The sequence below is a fragment of the Streptomyces globisporus genome (genome assembly GCF_003501885.1).
GTDB lineage: Bacteria > Actinomycetota > Actinomycetes > Streptomycetales > Streptomycetaceae > Streptomyces > Streptomyces globisporus_D.
The window spans coordinates 1-14,504 of sequence record NZ_QWFA01000056.1; the positions used below are offsets into that span (position 1 = coordinate 1).

Here is a 14,504-nt window from a genome sequence, read left to right on the forward strand (position 1 = left end):
TGCGGGGCGCCGGGGGGCCTGTGCCGGGGCGGGCGAGGCGAAGAACGCGGAGCCCGTCTTCTCGCCGCTCTCCACGGCCCGAACGGCCGCGAGCAGATCGGCGGCCGTGCCGCTCAGCCCCGCACCGGCGGCGATGGGCGCGGCCTTCGCCGCCTTGCGCTGCTCGATGCGCTCCCGCAGCTCGCGCTGGGCGGCCAGCTCGGCCTGCGCCTGAGAGAGCTCGGGGGCGGCCGAGGCGTCGGCGGCCCCGGCTTCGTCGCTCCGGGGCTCGGCGTCCACGCCCTCGGTGCTCGGGGAGTCGGCAGCCCCGGCCTCGGTGCTCGCGGAGTCGGCGGCCTCGCCCCCGTCGCCCGTGGGGCCGGGGTCCGCCGCGGGCTCCTGGGCCCCGGCCTCGTCCGGTGGGGACACGACGTCCTGCGGGGTGTCCGTGCCGCCGGTGCCGGGGGTCTCCCCGGGAAGCGCAGTCACAGCGTGCTCCAGTCCTGGTCGGGATAGCGGTGCACGGGCGCCGACACATCGTCGAGCGCCTGGCAGATCTCGTAGGGAAGACTAAGCGCCTCCACCGACAAAGCCTCCGTGAGCTGCCCGGCGTTGCGCGCACCGAGGATCGGCGCGGCCACTCCCGGCCGGTCCCGGACCCAGGCGAGCGCCACCTGGAGCGGGCTCGTCGCCAGGCCGTCCGCCGCCGTCACCACCGCGTCGACGACCCGGGCCGCCGCGTCGTCGAGATACGGCTCGACGAACGGGGCGAGCCGCTCGGACGCGCCCCGCGAGTCGGACGGGGTGCCCTGGCGGTACTTGCCGGTGAGCACGCCGCGCCCCAGCGGCGAGGACGGCAGCAGCCCGATCCCGAGGTCCAGCGCGGCGGGCAGCACCTCGCGCTCGATGCCCCGCTGGAGCAGCGAGTACTCCATCTGCGTACTGGCCAGCCGGGTGCGCCCCCCGGGCGCGGCGAGCTGCCAGGTGGCCGCCTTCGCGAGCTGCCAGCCGCAGAAGTTCGACACGCCCGCGTACCGCACGCGCCCCGAGGATACGGCCAGGTCCACCGCCTGGAGGGTCTCCTCCAGCGGGGTCGCCGGGTCGAAGGCGTGGACCTGCCACAGGTCCACGTAGTCCGTGCCGAGCCGCTCCAGGGACGCGTCCAGGGCGGCCAGCAGATGCCCGCGCGAGCAGTTGACGCGGCGATAGGGGTCGGGCACGTTTCCGGCCTTCGTGGCGATGACCAGATCCTCACGGGGGATCAGGCTGCCGACGAGCCGCCCGAGCAGATACTCGGCCTCGCCGCCCCCGTACACATCGGCGGTGTCCACCAGGGTGCCGCCCGCGTCCCAGAAGGCCTTCAGCTGGTCGGCGGCGTCGTGCTCGTCCGTGTCCCGGCCCCAGGTGAGGGTGCCGAGCCCGATCCGGGACACGCGAAGGCCGGTACGGCCGAGATGCCTCTGCTCCATGGGCGCTGAGATTACTGGCCAGGGCCCCACGGGGTGCAGCCCTGTGGACAACCGGGGGTCCGCCGGGCCTGCCGGATGGCCGCGAGCCGCGCTAGAGTCCGGAGAAAGGGACGTTACTGATCAGTAAGGGGAGCGGCTATGCGGCTCGGCATCAATCTCGGTTACTGGGGCGCCGGCATGGACGGCGACAACCTCGCCGTCGCGCAGGAGGCCGACCGGCTCGGCTACGACGTCTGCTGGGCGGCCGAGGCGTACGGCTCCGACGCCCCGACCGTGCTGACCTGGGTCGCGGCCCAGACAGAGTCGATCGACGTCGGCTCCGCCATCATGCAGATCCCGGCCCGGCAGCCCACCATGACGGCGATGACCGCCGCCACCCTCGACTCGCTCTCCGGCGGCCGCTTCCGGCTCGGCCTCGGCGTCTCGGGGCCGCAGGTCTCCGAGGGCTGGTACGGCGTGAAGTTCGACAAGCCGCTGGCCCGCACCCGCGAGTACGTGGAGATCGTCCGCAAGGCGATGACCCGGGAGCGCGTGAGTTACGAGGGCGCGCACTGGACGCTGCCGCTCCCCGGCGGCCCGGGCAAGCCGATCAAGCTCACCGTGCACCCCCAGCGCGAGCACATCCCGCTCTACATCGCCGCGATCGGCCCCAAGAACCTGGAGCAGACCGGTGAGATCGCTGACGGCGCCCTGCTGATCTTCCCCTCCGCCGAGCACCTGGAGGAGACCGCGATCCAGCCGCTGCGCGCGGGCCGCGAGAAGGCCGGCAAGACGATGGAGGGCTTCGACGTCAGCCCGACGCTGCCGCTCGCCGTGGGCGACGACGTCAACGGTCTCGCCGACATGTTCCGGCCGTACACCGCCCTGTACGTCGGCGGGATGGGCAGCCGGAAGCAGAACTTCTACAACCAGCTCGCCCAGCGCATGGGGTACGAGAAGGACGCCGCCGAGATCCAGGACAAGTACCTGGACGGGGACAAGGCCGGGGCCGCCGCCGCCGTACCGCACCAGCTGATCGACCAGACCGCGCTGCTCGGCCCCGTCGAGCGGATCGCCGACCGCATGCAGGCCTACGCGGCCGCCGGGGTCACCACGCTCAACCTCGCCCCGGCCGGCTTCACCCTGGAGGAGCGGCTCACCGCCCTGCGCGCCGGCACGGACGCCCTGGAGCGCTCCGGACTCGCGTAACACCCGCGGGCAGCACTACGGCCGTGGTGGGGGCTCGGGGGTCTTCCCCGCCACGGCCGTCAGCAGGAACAACGCGCCACGCGCCCAAGAGTTACGCCGTCCCGCCGCCGCGCGCGGTGTGTGACGGCTCCGGTTGCCGACCGCCCCGTAGCGCCTTTGACTCGTTCTGCGGACTACCGCTCCGCGGACCTGGGCTCCGCGGGAAACGGGTACGGAGGTGGCCCTCATGCTCTCTGCGAAGACCCTGTTCCAGGAGATCCTGGACAACGACGAGTCCTACCGGCTCTTCTGTTCCATCGCCGCGAGCGGCGAGGCCCAGGGCGGCTGGGAGAACGCCCGCATCGCCGCCCTCGTCCCGGAGGGCCGCCGTGAGCTGGCCCCCAGAATCGTCCGGCACGGCGCCGACGAGGACAAGCACGGCCGGATCTTCAACGCCCTCCTGAAGAAGCGCGGGCTGCCGCCCGTCGAGGTCCCGGCGGAGACGGATTACACGATGCTCCTGGAGCAGCAGGGCATCGGCCTCGCGCACTCCCGGCTGCGCGGCGAGGAGCGGCTCACCGAGCGCGACATCATCACCTATCTGGCCCACAGCCGGATCACCGAGCAGCGCGCGTCCGAGCAGATGCAGCTGCTGCGCCGGTACTTCGCCGACCACCCCGACATCGGCCGTGCGGTGAAGATGATCTCCAACGACGAGGACAACCACCTCGCCTACTGCCACGAGGAACTGCTCGCCCTCGCGCGCGAGGGGCACGGCCGGACCATCCAGCGGATCATGCGCGAGTGCGCCCTGGCCGAGATCCGTGTCTACCGCGACGTCAGCCTCGCCGTGATGGCCGACATGGGCCGCATCCTCGGCTGGTCCCGCCCCAAGGCAGCCGTCCTCGCCGCGGGCATCCACGCGGTGTACGCGTACGAGCGCCTCGTCGGCTGGCGGCGCATGGTGACCCTGGAGATGCCGGAGCGGCGCAACGCGCTCGGCAGCCCCGCCGTGCCCGAGCACGAGTACGCCTGAGGCCAGGCTCCGGCGGCCGTCCCCGGGCCGCCGCTAGAGCCAGCCGCGCCGCTTGAACAGCCGGTACAGCCCGTACACCGTGAGACCCATCAGCGCGACCACCATCGGGTACGTCCACGGCCAGTGCAGCTCCGGCATGTGGTCGAAGTTCATGCCGTAGATGCCCGCCACCATCGTCGGAACGGCGGCCATCGCCGCCCAGGCGGAGATCTTGCGCATGTCGTCGTTCTGCCGCACGCCCATCTGTGCCAGATGCGCCGACAGGATGTCCGAGAGCAGCCGGTCCAACCCCTCCACCTGCTCGTTGGCGCGGGTCAGGTGGTCGGCCACGTCCCGGAAGAACGGCTGCGCGTGCTCGTGGACGAACGGCACGCCCGCGGCCGAGAGCCGGGCCATCGGCGCCGTCAGCGGACCGGCCGCCCGGCGGAACTCCAGCACCTGCCGTTTGAAGGTGTAGATCCGGGCGGCGGTGTTCTTCGAGTCGCCCGAGCCGGTCGGCGCGAAGACCTGCGCCTCCAGCTCCTCCAGGTCCACCTGGAGCTCGCCGGCCACGTCCATGTAGTGGTCCACGACCGCGTCGCTGACCGCGTACAGCACCGCCGTCGGACCGTGCTTCAGCACCTCGGGCTCGGACTCCAGCCGCTGGCGCACGGCCGCCAGCGGGGCCCCCTCGCCGTGCCGGACCGTGACGACGAAGGAGTCGCCGACGAAGACCATCAGCTCGTCCGCGCTGACCGTATCGCTCTTCGGTTCGTAGACGATCGGCTTGAGGACCGCGAACAGCGAGTCGTCGTACACCTCCAGTTTGGGCCGCTGGTGAGCCCGCAGCGCGTCCTCCACGGCCAGCGGGTGCAGCCCGAACTCCTCGCGAACGCGGTCGAACTCCTGCTCCGTCGGCTCGTGCAGCCCGATCCACAAGAAGGCGTCCAGGGATCCGCGCGCCTCGTCCAGGGCGTCGGAGAAGTCGTCGGGCCGTTCGGTGCGGCGCCCGTCCCGGTAGATGGCACAGTCCACGATCACGGCGGGCATTCTTCCCCGTGAGCCCGCCCCCACGCACCTCGGACGTACGCTGGCGGGTATGCCCACGCTGATCCTCGTACGCCACGGACGCTCCACGGCCAACACCGCCGGGGTGCTCGCGGGCCGCACCCCCGGTGTCTCCCTCGACGAACGCGGCACCGCACAGGCCGCGGCCCTCCCCGCCCGGCTCGCCGCCGTCGTCCCGGTCCTCGCCGTCAGCAGCCCCCTGGAGCGCTGCCGGCAGACGCTCCAGCCGCTCCTCGACGCGCGCCCGGGCCTGCCCCTGCACACCGAGGACCGGATCAGCGAGTGCGACTACGGCCACTGGTCGGGCCGGAAGCTCGCCGAACTCGCCGACGAGCCGCTGATGTCGGTCGTCCAGCAGCACCCCTCCGCGGCAGCCTTCCCCGGTGGTGAGTCCATGCGCGCCATGCAGGCCCGCGCCGTCGACGCCGTACGCGACTGGAACGAGCGCGTCGAGGCGGAGCACGGCGAGGACGCCACGTACGTCATGTGCTCGCACGGCGACATCATCAAGTCCCTCGTCGCCGACGCCCTGGGCATGCACCTGGACCTCTTCCAGCGCATCCACGTCGACCCCTGTTCGGTCACCGCGATCCGCTACACCCGGCTGCGGCCCTTCCTCCTGCGGCTCGGCGACACCGGCGACCTCGACGCGCTGGCGCCCCGCGAACAGGCCGCCGGGGCGGACGCCGCCGCGTCCCCCGCCGGTGACGGTTCGGCGGACGCGACGGTCGGGGGCGGCGCGGGCGCGCCGTGATCGCTCCGGGCAGTAGGGTGGACGCGCCGTAGCGCCGCCCAACCACCATCGAAGCTCAAGGGAGCAGGACGTGTCCCGTCAGGTGTTCCTCTACGACCCACCGGACCGATTCGTGGCCGGTACGGTCGGGCTGCCTGGCCGCCGTACGTTTTTCCTGCAGGCGTCCTCCCAGGGCCGGGTCACCAGCGTCGCCCTGGAGAAGACCCAGGTCGCCGCGCTCGCCGAGCGGATCGACGAACTGCTCGACGAGGTCGTACGCCGCACCGGCGGCAACTCCCCGGTGCCCGCCGTGGCGCCCACCGACGTCACCGACACCGCGCCGCTCGACGTGCCCGTCGAGGAGGAGTTCCGGGTCGGCACCATGGCCCTGGCCTGGGACGGCGAGGAGCAGCGCATGATCGTCGAGGCGCAGGCCCTCGTCGAGCTCGACGCCGACTCGGAGGACGACCTCGCGGAGGCCGAGGAGAAGCTCCTCCAGGACGAGGAGAACGGCCCGCCGATGCTCCGCGTCCGGCTCAGCGGCGCCCAGGCCCGCGCCTTCGCCAAGCGGGCCCTGGACGTCGTCAACGCCGGCCGCCCGCCGTGCCCGCTGTGCAGCCTGCCGCTCGATCCGGAAGGACACGTATGCCCGCGCCAGAACGGATACCGTCGCGGAGCCTGACCGACCCCGAGCTGCTCACCCTGCTCACCGAGGGCACGCTCACCGTCCTCGGGCAGGTCGGCGGGGCGTCCAACGCGGTGCTGCACTGCACGGTGGCGTACGACGGCGAGGAGCGCACCTGCGCGTACAAGCCGGTCGCGGGGGAGCAGCCGCTCTGGGACTTCCCCGACGGCACCCTCGCCCAGCGGGAGGCCGCCGCGTACGAGATCTCCCGGGCGACCGGCTGGGACCTCGTGCCGCCGACCGTGCTGCGGGACGGGCCGTACGGGCGGGGCATGGTCCAGCTCTGGATCGACGGACCCGAGGACGGTGATGACGCCCCCGAGCTGCTGGCGCTCGTCGAGGGCGAGGAGCCGGGCGACGGCTGGAAGGCCGTCGGCTTCGCGGACGTGGGGGGAGGGAAGACCGCGCTGCTGGTGCACGCGGACGACCCCCGGCTGCGGCGGCTCGCGGTGCTGGACGCGGTGATCAACAACGGCGACCGCAAGGGCGGCCATCTGCTGCCCGCGCCCGGCGGGCGGCTCTTCGGCATCGACCACGGTGTCACCTTCAACGCCGACGACAAGCTGCGGACCCTGCTCTGGGGCTGGGCGGGCGAACCGCTCACCGAGGAGGCCCTGGCGGTGCTGGGCCGGCTCGCCGCCGAGCTGGTACCGGGGGCCGCCCTCGCCACCCGGATGGCCGAACTCATCACACCGGCCGAGCTGGAGGCCCTGCGGGAGCGGGTCGACGGGCTGCTCAAGAACGCCGTGCACCCGCAGCCGAGCGGTCAGTGGCCGCCGATCCCCTGGCCGCCGGTGTAGAACGCGCCCGACGGCCACCCGCGCTCTACCCCCTGCCAGGGGTCGCACGCAAGAGGGCCTCTTCGGACAGGTTTCCGGAGCCGGTTCGTATCCGGAAGCAACGTCCGGTTACGCTCATGACATGCATGCCTGGCCCGCTTCTGAGGTCCCCGCCCTGCCCGGCAAGGGCCGCGACCTTCGGATCCACGACACCGCGACCGGCGGACGGATCACCCTTGACCCCGGTCCCGTCGCCCGTATCTACGTCTGCGGCATCACGCCGTACGACGCGACCCATATGGGTCATGCGGCGACCTACAACGCGTTCGACCTCGTTCAGCGCGTGTGGCTCGACACCAAGCGGCAGGTTCACTATGTCCAGAACGTGACCGACGTGGACGACCCGCTGCTGGAGCGGGCCGTGCGCGACGGTCAGGACTGGACCGAGCTCGCGGAGCGCGAGACGGCACTCTTCCGCGAGGACATGACCGCCCTGCGGATGCTGCCTCCGCGGCACTACATCGGAGCGGTCGAGGCCATACCGGGCATCGTGCCTCTCGTCGAACGCCTCCGGGACGCGGGCGCCGCCTACGACCTGGACGGCGACATCTACTTCTCCGTCGACGCCGACCCGCACTTCGGCGAGGTCTCCGGCCTCGACGCCGAGGCGATGCGCCTGCTCTCCGCCGAGCGCGGCGGCGACCCGGAGCGCCCCGGAAAGAAGAACCCCCTCGACCCGATGCTCTGGATGGCCGCCCGCCCGGGTGAGCCGAGCTGGGACGGGGCCTCCCTGGGCGACGGCCGCCCGGGCTGGCACATCGAGTGCGTCGCCATCGCGCTGGACCACCTCGGCATGGGCTTCGACATCCAGGGCGGCGGCTCCGATCTCGCCTTCCCGCACCACGAGATGGGCGCCTCGCACGCCCAGGCGCTGACCGGCGAGCACCCCTTCGCCCAGGCCTACGTCCACGCGGGCATGGTCGGCCTCGACGGCGAGAAGATGTCCAAGTCGCGCGGCAACCTGGTCTTCGTCTCGGCGCTGCGCCGCGACGGCGTGGACCCGGCGGCCATCCGGCTCGCGCTGCTCTCCCGCCACTACCGCTCCGACTGGGAGTGGACCGACCAGGTGCTGGCCGACGCCGTCGAGCGCCTCGCGCGCTGGCGGGCCGCCGTGTCCCGCCCCGACGGGCCGTCCGCCGACGCGCTGGTCGAGGAGGTCCGGGCCGCCCTCGCCGACGACCTGGACAGCCCCGCCGCGCTCGCCGCGGTGGACCGCTGGGCCGCGTTCCAGAGCGCGGAGGGCGGCACCGACGAGGGTGCGCCCGGCCTCGTCTCGCGTACGGTCGACGCCCTGCTGGGGGTCGCGCTGTAGGCGGATCTCCCGCCCGCCCGATGGCTCGAACCGGCCTCGGACTTCTCTACGAAGTTCGGGGCCGGTTCCTTTTTGCCCATGGTCATGTGCTCGAAGTTGCGCTAAAAGCTCTCTATGCAAACATCAACGCGCATGAGAGCCGCAGCAGTTGCTGCACTGCTCGGACTGGTCGCGGCCCTCACGGGGCCCGGCGGGGCCCACGCCGACGAGGCCCCGCCGGAGAGCACGGAGACCACCACCGTCGGGGACGTGACCGGATTCCGCGCGGACGGGGCCGTCTACCGGCTGACCGCCGGGCAGGCCGAGGCCCGCGTCAGCTTCGTCTCGGACCAGACCTTCCGCATCGAGCTCGCCCCGGACGGGAAGTTCACCGACCCCACCGGCGACGACATCGTCCTGCCGCAGGGCGAACCGCCCCGGACCCGCTGGAAGGAGCGCGGCGACCGCTACGAACTGTCGACGGGCGAGGTCACCCTGCGGGCCTACAAGAAGCCGCTGCGCTTCGCCCTGCACCGGGCTGACGGCAGCCGCGTCTGGTCCGAGACGAAGGGCCTGAGCTGGACCGGCGAGAAGACCGTCCAGACGCTGGCCCGGGGCGCGAATGAACAGTTCTACGGGGCCGGGATGCAGAACGGCCGCGGCAGCACCACCCACCGCGACAAGACCGTCGAGGTCGCCGTCGACTACAACTGGGACGACGGCGGCCACCCCAACTCCGTGCCGTTCTACCTCTCATCGGCCGGATACGGCGTCTTCCGCAACACCTACGCCCCGGGCACCTACGCCTTCACCGACCCGGTGACGACCAGTGCGGAGGAACAGCGCTTCGACGCCTACTACTTCGCGGGCGAGGGGGCCGACGCCGCCAAGGACGTGATCGGCCAGTACACCGACCTCACCGGCAAGCCGTTCCTGCCGCCCGTCTACGGCATGGAGATCGGCGACGCCGACTGCTACCTCCACAACGCCAACCGGGGAGAGCGCCGCACCCTGGACTCGCTGAAGGTCGCCGACGGCTACGTCGAGAACGACATGCCGAACGGCTGGATGCTCGTCAACGACGGCTACGGCTGCGGTTACGAGAACCTGGAGGAGACCGCCCAGGGGCTGAAGGACCGCAAGATGGAGCTGGGCCTGTGGACCGAGGACGGCATCGAGAACCTCGAAGCCCAGGTCAAGGCCGGCCAGCGGGTCGCCAAGCTGGACGTCGCCTGGGTCGGCCCCGGCTACAAGTTCGCCCTCGACGCCTGCAAGGACGCCTACCGGGGCATCGAGGACCACAGCGACGCCCGCGGCTTCACCTGGGCCCCCGAGAGCTGGGCGGGCGCGCAGCGCTGCGGAGTCCAGTGGTCCGGCGACCAGTCCGGCACCTGGGAGTACATCCGCTGGCAGATCCCCACCTACGCGGGTGCCACCATGTCCGGACTCGCCTACACCACCGGTGACGTCGACGGGATCTTCGGCGGCAGCGCCAAGACGTACACCCGCGACCTCCAGTGGAAGATGTTCCTCGGCACCACGATGACCATGGACGGCTGGGCCGCCATGGACAAGCAGCCCTTCCGCTACGGGGAGCCGTACACCTCGGTCAACCGCGACTACCTCAAGCTCAAGGAGTCGCTGCTGCCCTACCAGTACAGCTACGCCCACGAGGCCACGAAGACCGGTGTCGGCATGGTCCGCCCGCTGGTCCTCGAATACCCCGACGACCCGAAGGTGTCGACGGAGGCCGCGAAGTACGAGTTCCTCTCCGGCGAGCACTTCCTCGTGGCGCCCGTCTACCAGGACACCACCGAGCGCAAGGACATCTACCTCCCCAAGGGCACCTGGATCGACTACTGGAGCGGCCGCACCTACGAGGGCCCCACCAGCATCGACTCCTACAGCGCCCCGCTCGACACCCTGCCGCTCTTCGTGAAGGCGGGCGCGGCCGTCCCGATGTGGCCGGGCATCCGCTCGTACCGCGACCGCACCGCCCACTCCCCGCTGGCCTGGGACGTCTACCCGCAGGGGAAGACCTCCTTCACCGTGTACGAGGACGACGGCGTCACCCGTCGGCACCGCGACGGGGAGTACGCCACCCAGCGCGCCGACGTCCGGGCCCCGAAGCACGGCGCGGGCGACGTCTCCGTCACGATCAACGAGAGCCGGGGCAGCTTCACCGGCAAACAGACCGCCCGCCCCTACGAGTTCACGGTCCACACCGGATCGGAGCCGCACGCGGTGAAGCTGGACCGGACGCTGCCCGAGGTGACCTCGAAGGCCGCGTACGACCAGGCCCGCCAGGGCTGGTGGTACGACCGTGACGACCGGGGCGGCGTGGTGCACGTGAAGACCGCGCCCCTGAGCACCGCGAAGACGTTCACGGTCAAGCTCCTGGGCACCAGCGCGGTCGGCGGCAAGAAGGCCTCGGCGGCCGCCGCCCTCACCGCCCCCACGGGCCAGGAGGCCGGAGCGGGCACGCCCGGCACGGTCCTGGTCGACGTGACCGCGGGCCGGTCCGACCTCACCGACACCACGGTCTCCCTCCAGGCCCCCGAGGGCTGGCAGACCGCCACCGCGAAGATCCCGGGCCGGATCCCGGCGGGCGCCACCCGCCGGGTCGAGGTGGCGCTCACCCCGGCGATGGACGCCCAGGTGCGCGAGACCAGGCTGACGGCGCTGGCCCGCTACCGGGCCGCCGGTGAAGCACGCACGAGTCAGCAGCGGCTCGCCGTGTCCGTCCTGCCACCGGCCCCGGAGGGCGAGGCCTGGGCGAGCGATCTCGTCTGGCTCTCCGAGACCAACGGCTACGGTCCCGCCGAACGTGACCGCTCCAACGGGGAGTCGGGCGCGAGCGACGGGAAGACGCTGACGCTCGCGGAGAAGACGTACGAGAAGGGGATCGGCACCCACGCCGACTCCGACGTCGCCGTCCATCTCGGCGGCCGCTGTACCGCGTTCACGGCCGACGTCGGGATCGACGACGAGATCAACGGCTACGGAGAGGTCGCGTTCTCCGTGGAGGGCGACGGCAAGGTGCTGTGGACCTCACCGAAGCTGACCGGCGCCTCGGCGACCGTGCCGGTGGACGTGAAGCTCGACGGCGTACGTCAGGTGCGGCTGAAGGTCACCGACACCAACGGGTCCAAGACCGGGGACCACGGCGACTGGGCGGCGGCGAAGTTCCACTGCGCCTGAGCCTGTACCGGGGCGCGTGAACAGGGGCGCCGCACGGGATCATCTCCCGTGCGGCGCCCCGCAGTTCGTCACAGGCCCGGCCTCTCAGCCCTCGCCGTCCTCGTCGGGACGGCCGTCGGAGCCTTCCTCGCCGTCGGACCCCGACGCGTCTTCAGGCCCCTTGGCGCCCTTTTCGTCGGAGGCCTTCCCGCGCCCCGTCTCCGGGCGCGGCGGCTTCGGCGGGCGGGTGCGGCCGCTGGAGGGGTCGCGCAGATAGGAGACGTCCCCGGTCTCCGTGGCATGGCCGCCCGGCCCCTGCCCGGGACCGCCGTCCCGCCGCCGCAGATACCGCTCGAACTCCCGGGCGATGGCCTCGCCGGACGCCTCGGGCAGTTCCGCGGTGTCCCGCGCCTCCTCCAGCGTCTGCACGTACTCCGCGACCTCGCTGTCCTCCGAGGCCAGTTGGTCCACGCCGAGCTGCCAGGCCCGCGCGTCCTCGGGCAGTTCGCCCAGCGGGATGCGCAGCCCGATCAGGTCCTCCAGGCGGTTCAGCAGGGCCAGCGTCGCCTTCGGGTTCGGCGGCTGCGACACGTAGTGCGGGACCGCCGCCCACAGACTGACCGCGGGCACCCCGGCGTGCGTGCACGCCTCCTGGAGGACCCCGACGATGCCCGTGGGGCCCTCGTACCGCGTCTCCTCCAGGTCCATCGTCCGCGCCAGGTCCGCGTCGGAGGTGACCCCGCTCACCGGCACCGGCCGGGTGTGCGGGGTGTCGCCGAGCAACGCGCCCAGGATGACGACCATTTCGACGCCCAGCTCATGGGCGAAGCCGAGGATCTCGTTGCAGAACGACCGCCAGCGCATGGACGGTTCGATCCCGCGCACCAGGACCAGATCGCGGGGCTTGTCGCCGCCCACCCGCACCACGGACAGGCGCGTCGTCGGCCAGGTGATCTTCCGCGTGTTGCCGTCCAGCCACACCGTGGGCCGGTTGACCTGGAAGTCGTAGTAGTCCTCGGCGTCCAGCGCCGCGAACACCTCGCCCTTCCACTCCCGGTCCAGATGACCGACCGCTGTGGAGGCGGCGTCCCCGGCGTCGTTCCAGCCTTCGAACGCGGCCACCATGACCGGGTCGACCAGCTCGGGCACCGACTCGAGCTCGATCACCCGGGCCTCCTTCCGATGTCTCCATGCGTACGGAGCAACCTTACGGCTTCCCGGGCCCCCGGCCGCAGCCCTCTTGCACGGCCGGGTGAACAGTGTTCGATCACTCCCGGAGCGAGGACGGCGCCTCCCGGCGCACCACCGGGGCGATCTCCTCCGCGAACCGCTGGAGCGTCTCCAAATGCTCGGGCCGGCTCAGCCCGAAGCCGCCCACGGTGATCACGCGAACGGGGCGGCTCCCGCGAGGAAGCCGCCCCCGTCCGCGTGCCCGTGGGGGTGGGTTCGGTGGATCAGCCCCGGTCGGCCAGCAGCTTCTCGACGCCCTCGCGGACGTCGTCCGTCGCCAGGCCCCGGATCGTCAGCGTGGTCCGGCGGCGCAGCACGTCGTCCGCCGTCTCGGCCCACTCGTGGTCCCGGGCGTAGGCGACCTGGGCCCAGATCTCCGGGGCGTCCGGGTGGACGCGCTCGGCCAGCTCCGGGTTCTCGTTCGCCAGGCGGGCGATGTCGAAGGCGAGCGAGCCGTAGTGCGTGGCCAGGTGCCGGGCGGTGTCCGGCGCCATGCGCGGGCCGGGGGCCGGGCCGTCGACGAGCAGCCGATGGGCGACCGCGTTCGGGTTGGCGATACCGGGGAGCGGCAGCTTCCGCGGCAGCCGGTTCATCGGCTCCATGTCCTCGGCCAGCGGGTGCCCGGGCAGGGCGGCCAGCTTGTTCATGACCGTACGGCCGATGTGGCGGAAGGTCGTCCACTTGCCGCCCGCGACCGACAGCATCCCGCCGCGGCCCTCGGTGACGACCGTCTCGCGCTTGGCCTTGGAGGTGTCGCCGGGGCCGCCGGGCAGCACCCGCAGACCGGCGAAGGAGTACGTGATCAGATCGCGCGAGAGCTGCTGGTCCTTGATCGAGAACGCCGCCTCGTCGAGGATCTGCGCGGTGTCGGCCTCGGTCACCGAGACGTCCGCCGGATCGCCCTCGTACTCCTCGTCCGTCGTGCCGAGGAGCAGCATGTCCTCCCACGGCAGCGCGAACGTGATGCGGTACTTGTCGATCGGGGTGGCCAGCGCCGCACGCCACGGCCGGGTCCGCTTGAGGACCAGGTGGGCGCCCTTGGAGAGGCGGATGGAGGGGGCCGCGTTCGGGTCCTCCATCTTCCGCAGGTGGTCGACCCAGGGGCCGGTGGCGTTCAGGACGAGGCGGGCGTCGACGCCGAACTCGGTGCCGTCGGTGCTGTCCTTCAGCTCGGCGCCGGTGACCCGGCCCCGGGTGAAGCGGAGCCCGGTGACGGCCGCGTGGTTGAGGACGACCGCGCCCGCGTCGACGGCCGCGCGGACCGTCATCAGCGCCATGCGGGCGTCGTTCATCTGGTCGTCGCGGTAGACCGCGACCGCCTTCAGATCGTCCGTACGCAGCTCGGGCACGTCGCGCTGGGCCTTGGCCGGGGAGATGACGTGGCCGACGCCGTCGCCGAACGCGGAGAGCGCGGAGTAGGCGAAGACGCCCGCGCCGAGCTTGGCCGCGCCGTGCGGGCCGCCCTTGTAGACGGGCAGGTAGAAGGTGAGCGGGTTGGCCAGGTGCGGGGCCACCTCGCGGGAGACCGCGCGCCGCTCGAAGTGGTTCTCCGCGACCAGCTTCACCGCACCGGTCTGGAGGTAGCGCAGACCGCCGTGGAGGAGCTTGGAGGAGGCGGAGGAGGTGGCGCCGGCGAAGTCGCCGGCGTCCACCAGAGCCACCCGCAGCCCGGACTGCGCGGCATGCCAGGCGGTGGAGATGCCCAGGATGCCGCCGCCGATGACCAGGAGGTCGTACGTGGCCCGGGACAGCTGGTCCCGGGTCTCGGCGCGGCTCGGCAGCGAGCCGGAGGCCGGGTGCGTTCCGAGGGCGGGAACGCTCTGCAGGGTGGTCATGGTGATGCTCCTC

At 72.2% G+C, this 14,504-nt stretch carries 11 protein-coding genes and 2 pseudogenes; 7 read left to right on the forward strand and 6 right to left on the reverse strand.

The window, feature by feature from the left end; translation table 11 throughout:
• Positions 1 to 468 (reverse strand): annotated as a pseudogene (locus D3105_RS12825) (DNA helicase RecD); the annotation flags it as partial.
• Entirely contained in the window at positions 465 to 1,448 is a 984-nt protein-coding gene (locus tag D3105_RS12830; protein WP_118903378.1) for an aldo/keto reductase, read from the reverse strand. The pseudogene D3105_RS12825 and the gene D3105_RS12830, both read right to left, overlap by 4 nt.
• A gap of 138 nt (positions 1,449 to 1,586) precedes the next feature.
• Between D3105_RS12830 and D3105_RS12835 the strand changes: the two genes are divergently transcribed.
• Both D3105_RS12835 and D3105_RS12840 read left to right on the forward strand, forming a co-directional pair.
• Positions 1,587 to 2,636, forward strand: coding sequence for an LLM class F420-dependent oxidoreductase (locus tag D3105_RS12835; RefSeq protein ID WP_118903379.1), 1,050 nt, complete (start codon positions 1,587 to 1,589; stop codon positions 2,634 to 2,636).
• A 226-nt stretch (positions 2,637 to 2,862) separates the two neighbouring features.
• Entirely contained in the window at positions 2,863 to 3,651 is a 789-nt protein-coding gene (locus D3105_RS12840) for a ferritin-like domain-containing protein (protein WP_118903380.1), read from the forward strand.
• Positions 3,652 to 3,684: 33 nt separating this feature from the next.
• Here D3105_RS12840 and corA read toward each other — a convergent pair whose 3' ends face one another.
• Positions 3,685 to 4,680, reverse strand: coding sequence for a magnesium/cobalt transporter CorA (gene corA, locus D3105_RS12845; RefSeq protein WP_118903381.1), 996 nt, complete (start codon positions 4,678 to 4,680; stop codon positions 3,685 to 3,687).
• Between the two features lie 49 nt (positions 4,681 to 4,729).
• Here corA and D3105_RS12850 point away from each other — a divergent pair, with 49 nt between their 5' ends.
• From D3105_RS12850 to D3105_RS12870, 5 genes are all read left to right on the forward strand, one after another.
• Positions 4,730 to 5,452, forward strand: coding sequence for a histidine phosphatase family protein (locus D3105_RS12850; protein WP_118903382.1), 723 nt, complete (start codon positions 4,730 to 4,732; stop codon positions 5,450 to 5,452).
• 70 nt (positions 5,453 to 5,522) lie between these two features.
• Positions 5,523 to 6,113, forward strand: coding sequence for a DUF3090 domain-containing protein (locus D3105_RS12855; RefSeq protein ID WP_030114163.1), 591 nt, complete (start codon positions 5,523 to 5,525; stop codon positions 6,111 to 6,113).
• A complete protein-coding gene (locus D3105_RS12860) occupies positions 6,077 to 6,916 on the forward strand; it encodes an SCO1664 family protein (protein ID WP_118903383.1) in 840 nt (279 codons plus the stop codon). The genes D3105_RS12855 and D3105_RS12860 overlap by 37 nt, the downstream gene beginning before the upstream one ends.
• A 121-nt stretch (positions 6,917 to 7,037) precedes the next feature.
• Positions 7,038 to 8,267 (forward strand): cysteine--1-D-myo-inosityl 2-amino-2-deoxy-alpha-D-glucopyranoside ligase, encoded by a 1,230-nt coding sequence (gene mshC, locus D3105_RS12865; RefSeq protein WP_118903384.1) that lies wholly within the window; start codon positions 7,038 to 7,040, stop codon positions 8,265 to 8,267.
• A gap of 114 nt (positions 8,268 to 8,381) precedes the next feature.
• Positions 8,382 to 11,447, forward strand: coding sequence for an NPCBM/NEW2 domain-containing protein (locus D3105_RS12870; RefSeq protein ID WP_118903385.1), 3,066 nt, complete (start codon positions 8,382 to 8,384; stop codon positions 11,445 to 11,447).
• A gap of 84 nt (positions 11,448 to 11,531) precedes the next feature.
• Here the strand turns inward: D3105_RS12870 and D3105_RS12875 are convergent, their stop codons facing one another.
• The 3 genes and pseudogenes from D3105_RS12875 to D3105_RS12885 all read right to left on the reverse strand — a co-directional run bounded on the left by D3105_RS12875 (position 11,532) and on the right by D3105_RS12885 (position 14,491).
• Entirely contained in the window at positions 11,532 to 12,593 is a 1,062-nt protein-coding gene (locus D3105_RS12875; RefSeq protein ID WP_118903386.1) for a PAC2 family protein, read from the reverse strand.
• Positions 12,594 to 12,693: 100 nt separating this feature from the next.
• Positions 12,694 to 12,810 (reverse strand): annotated as a pseudogene (locus tag D3105_RS12880) (LLM class flavin-dependent oxidoreductase); the annotation flags it as partial.
• Between the two features lie 70 nt (positions 12,811 to 12,880).
• Entirely contained in the window at positions 12,881 to 14,491 is a 1,611-nt protein-coding gene (locus D3105_RS12885; RefSeq protein WP_118903387.1) for a glycerol-3-phosphate dehydrogenase/oxidase, read from the reverse strand.
• Between the last annotated feature and the right edge of the window lie 13 nt (positions 14,492 to 14,504).

Coding starts and splice junctions, on each gene's coding strand:
- D3105_RS12830 (WP_118903378.1), bottom strand. CDS start 1,448: ATGGAGCAGAGGCATCTCGGCCGTACCGGCCTTCGCGTGTCCCGGATC.
- D3105_RS12835 (WP_118903379.1), top strand. CDS start 1,587: ATGCGGCTCGGCATCAATCTCGGTTACTGGGGCGCCGGCATGGACGGC.
- D3105_RS12840 (WP_118903380.1), top strand. CDS start 2,863: ATGCTCTCTGCGAAGACCCTGTTCCAGGAGATCCTGGACAACGACGAG.
- corA (WP_118903381.1), bottom strand. CDS start 4,680: ATGCCCGCCGTGATCGTGGACTGTGCCATCTACCGGGACGGGCGCCGC.
- D3105_RS12850 (WP_118903382.1), top strand. CDS start 4,730: ATGCCCACGCTGATCCTCGTACGCCACGGACGCTCCACGGCCAACACC.
- D3105_RS12860 (WP_118903383.1), top strand. CDS start 6,077: ATGCCCGCGCCAGAACGGATACCGTCGCGGAGCCTGACCGACCCCGAG.
- mshC (WP_118903384.1), top strand. CDS start 7,038: ATGCATGCCTGGCCCGCTTCTGAGGTCCCCGCCCTGCCCGGCAAGGGC.
- D3105_RS12870 (WP_118903385.1), top strand. CDS start 8,382: ATGCAAACATCAACGCGCATGAGAGCCGCAGCAGTTGCTGCACTGCTC.
- D3105_RS12885 (WP_118903387.1), bottom strand. CDS start 14,491: ATGACCACCCTGCAGAGCGTTCCCGCCCTCGGAACGCACCCGGCCTCC.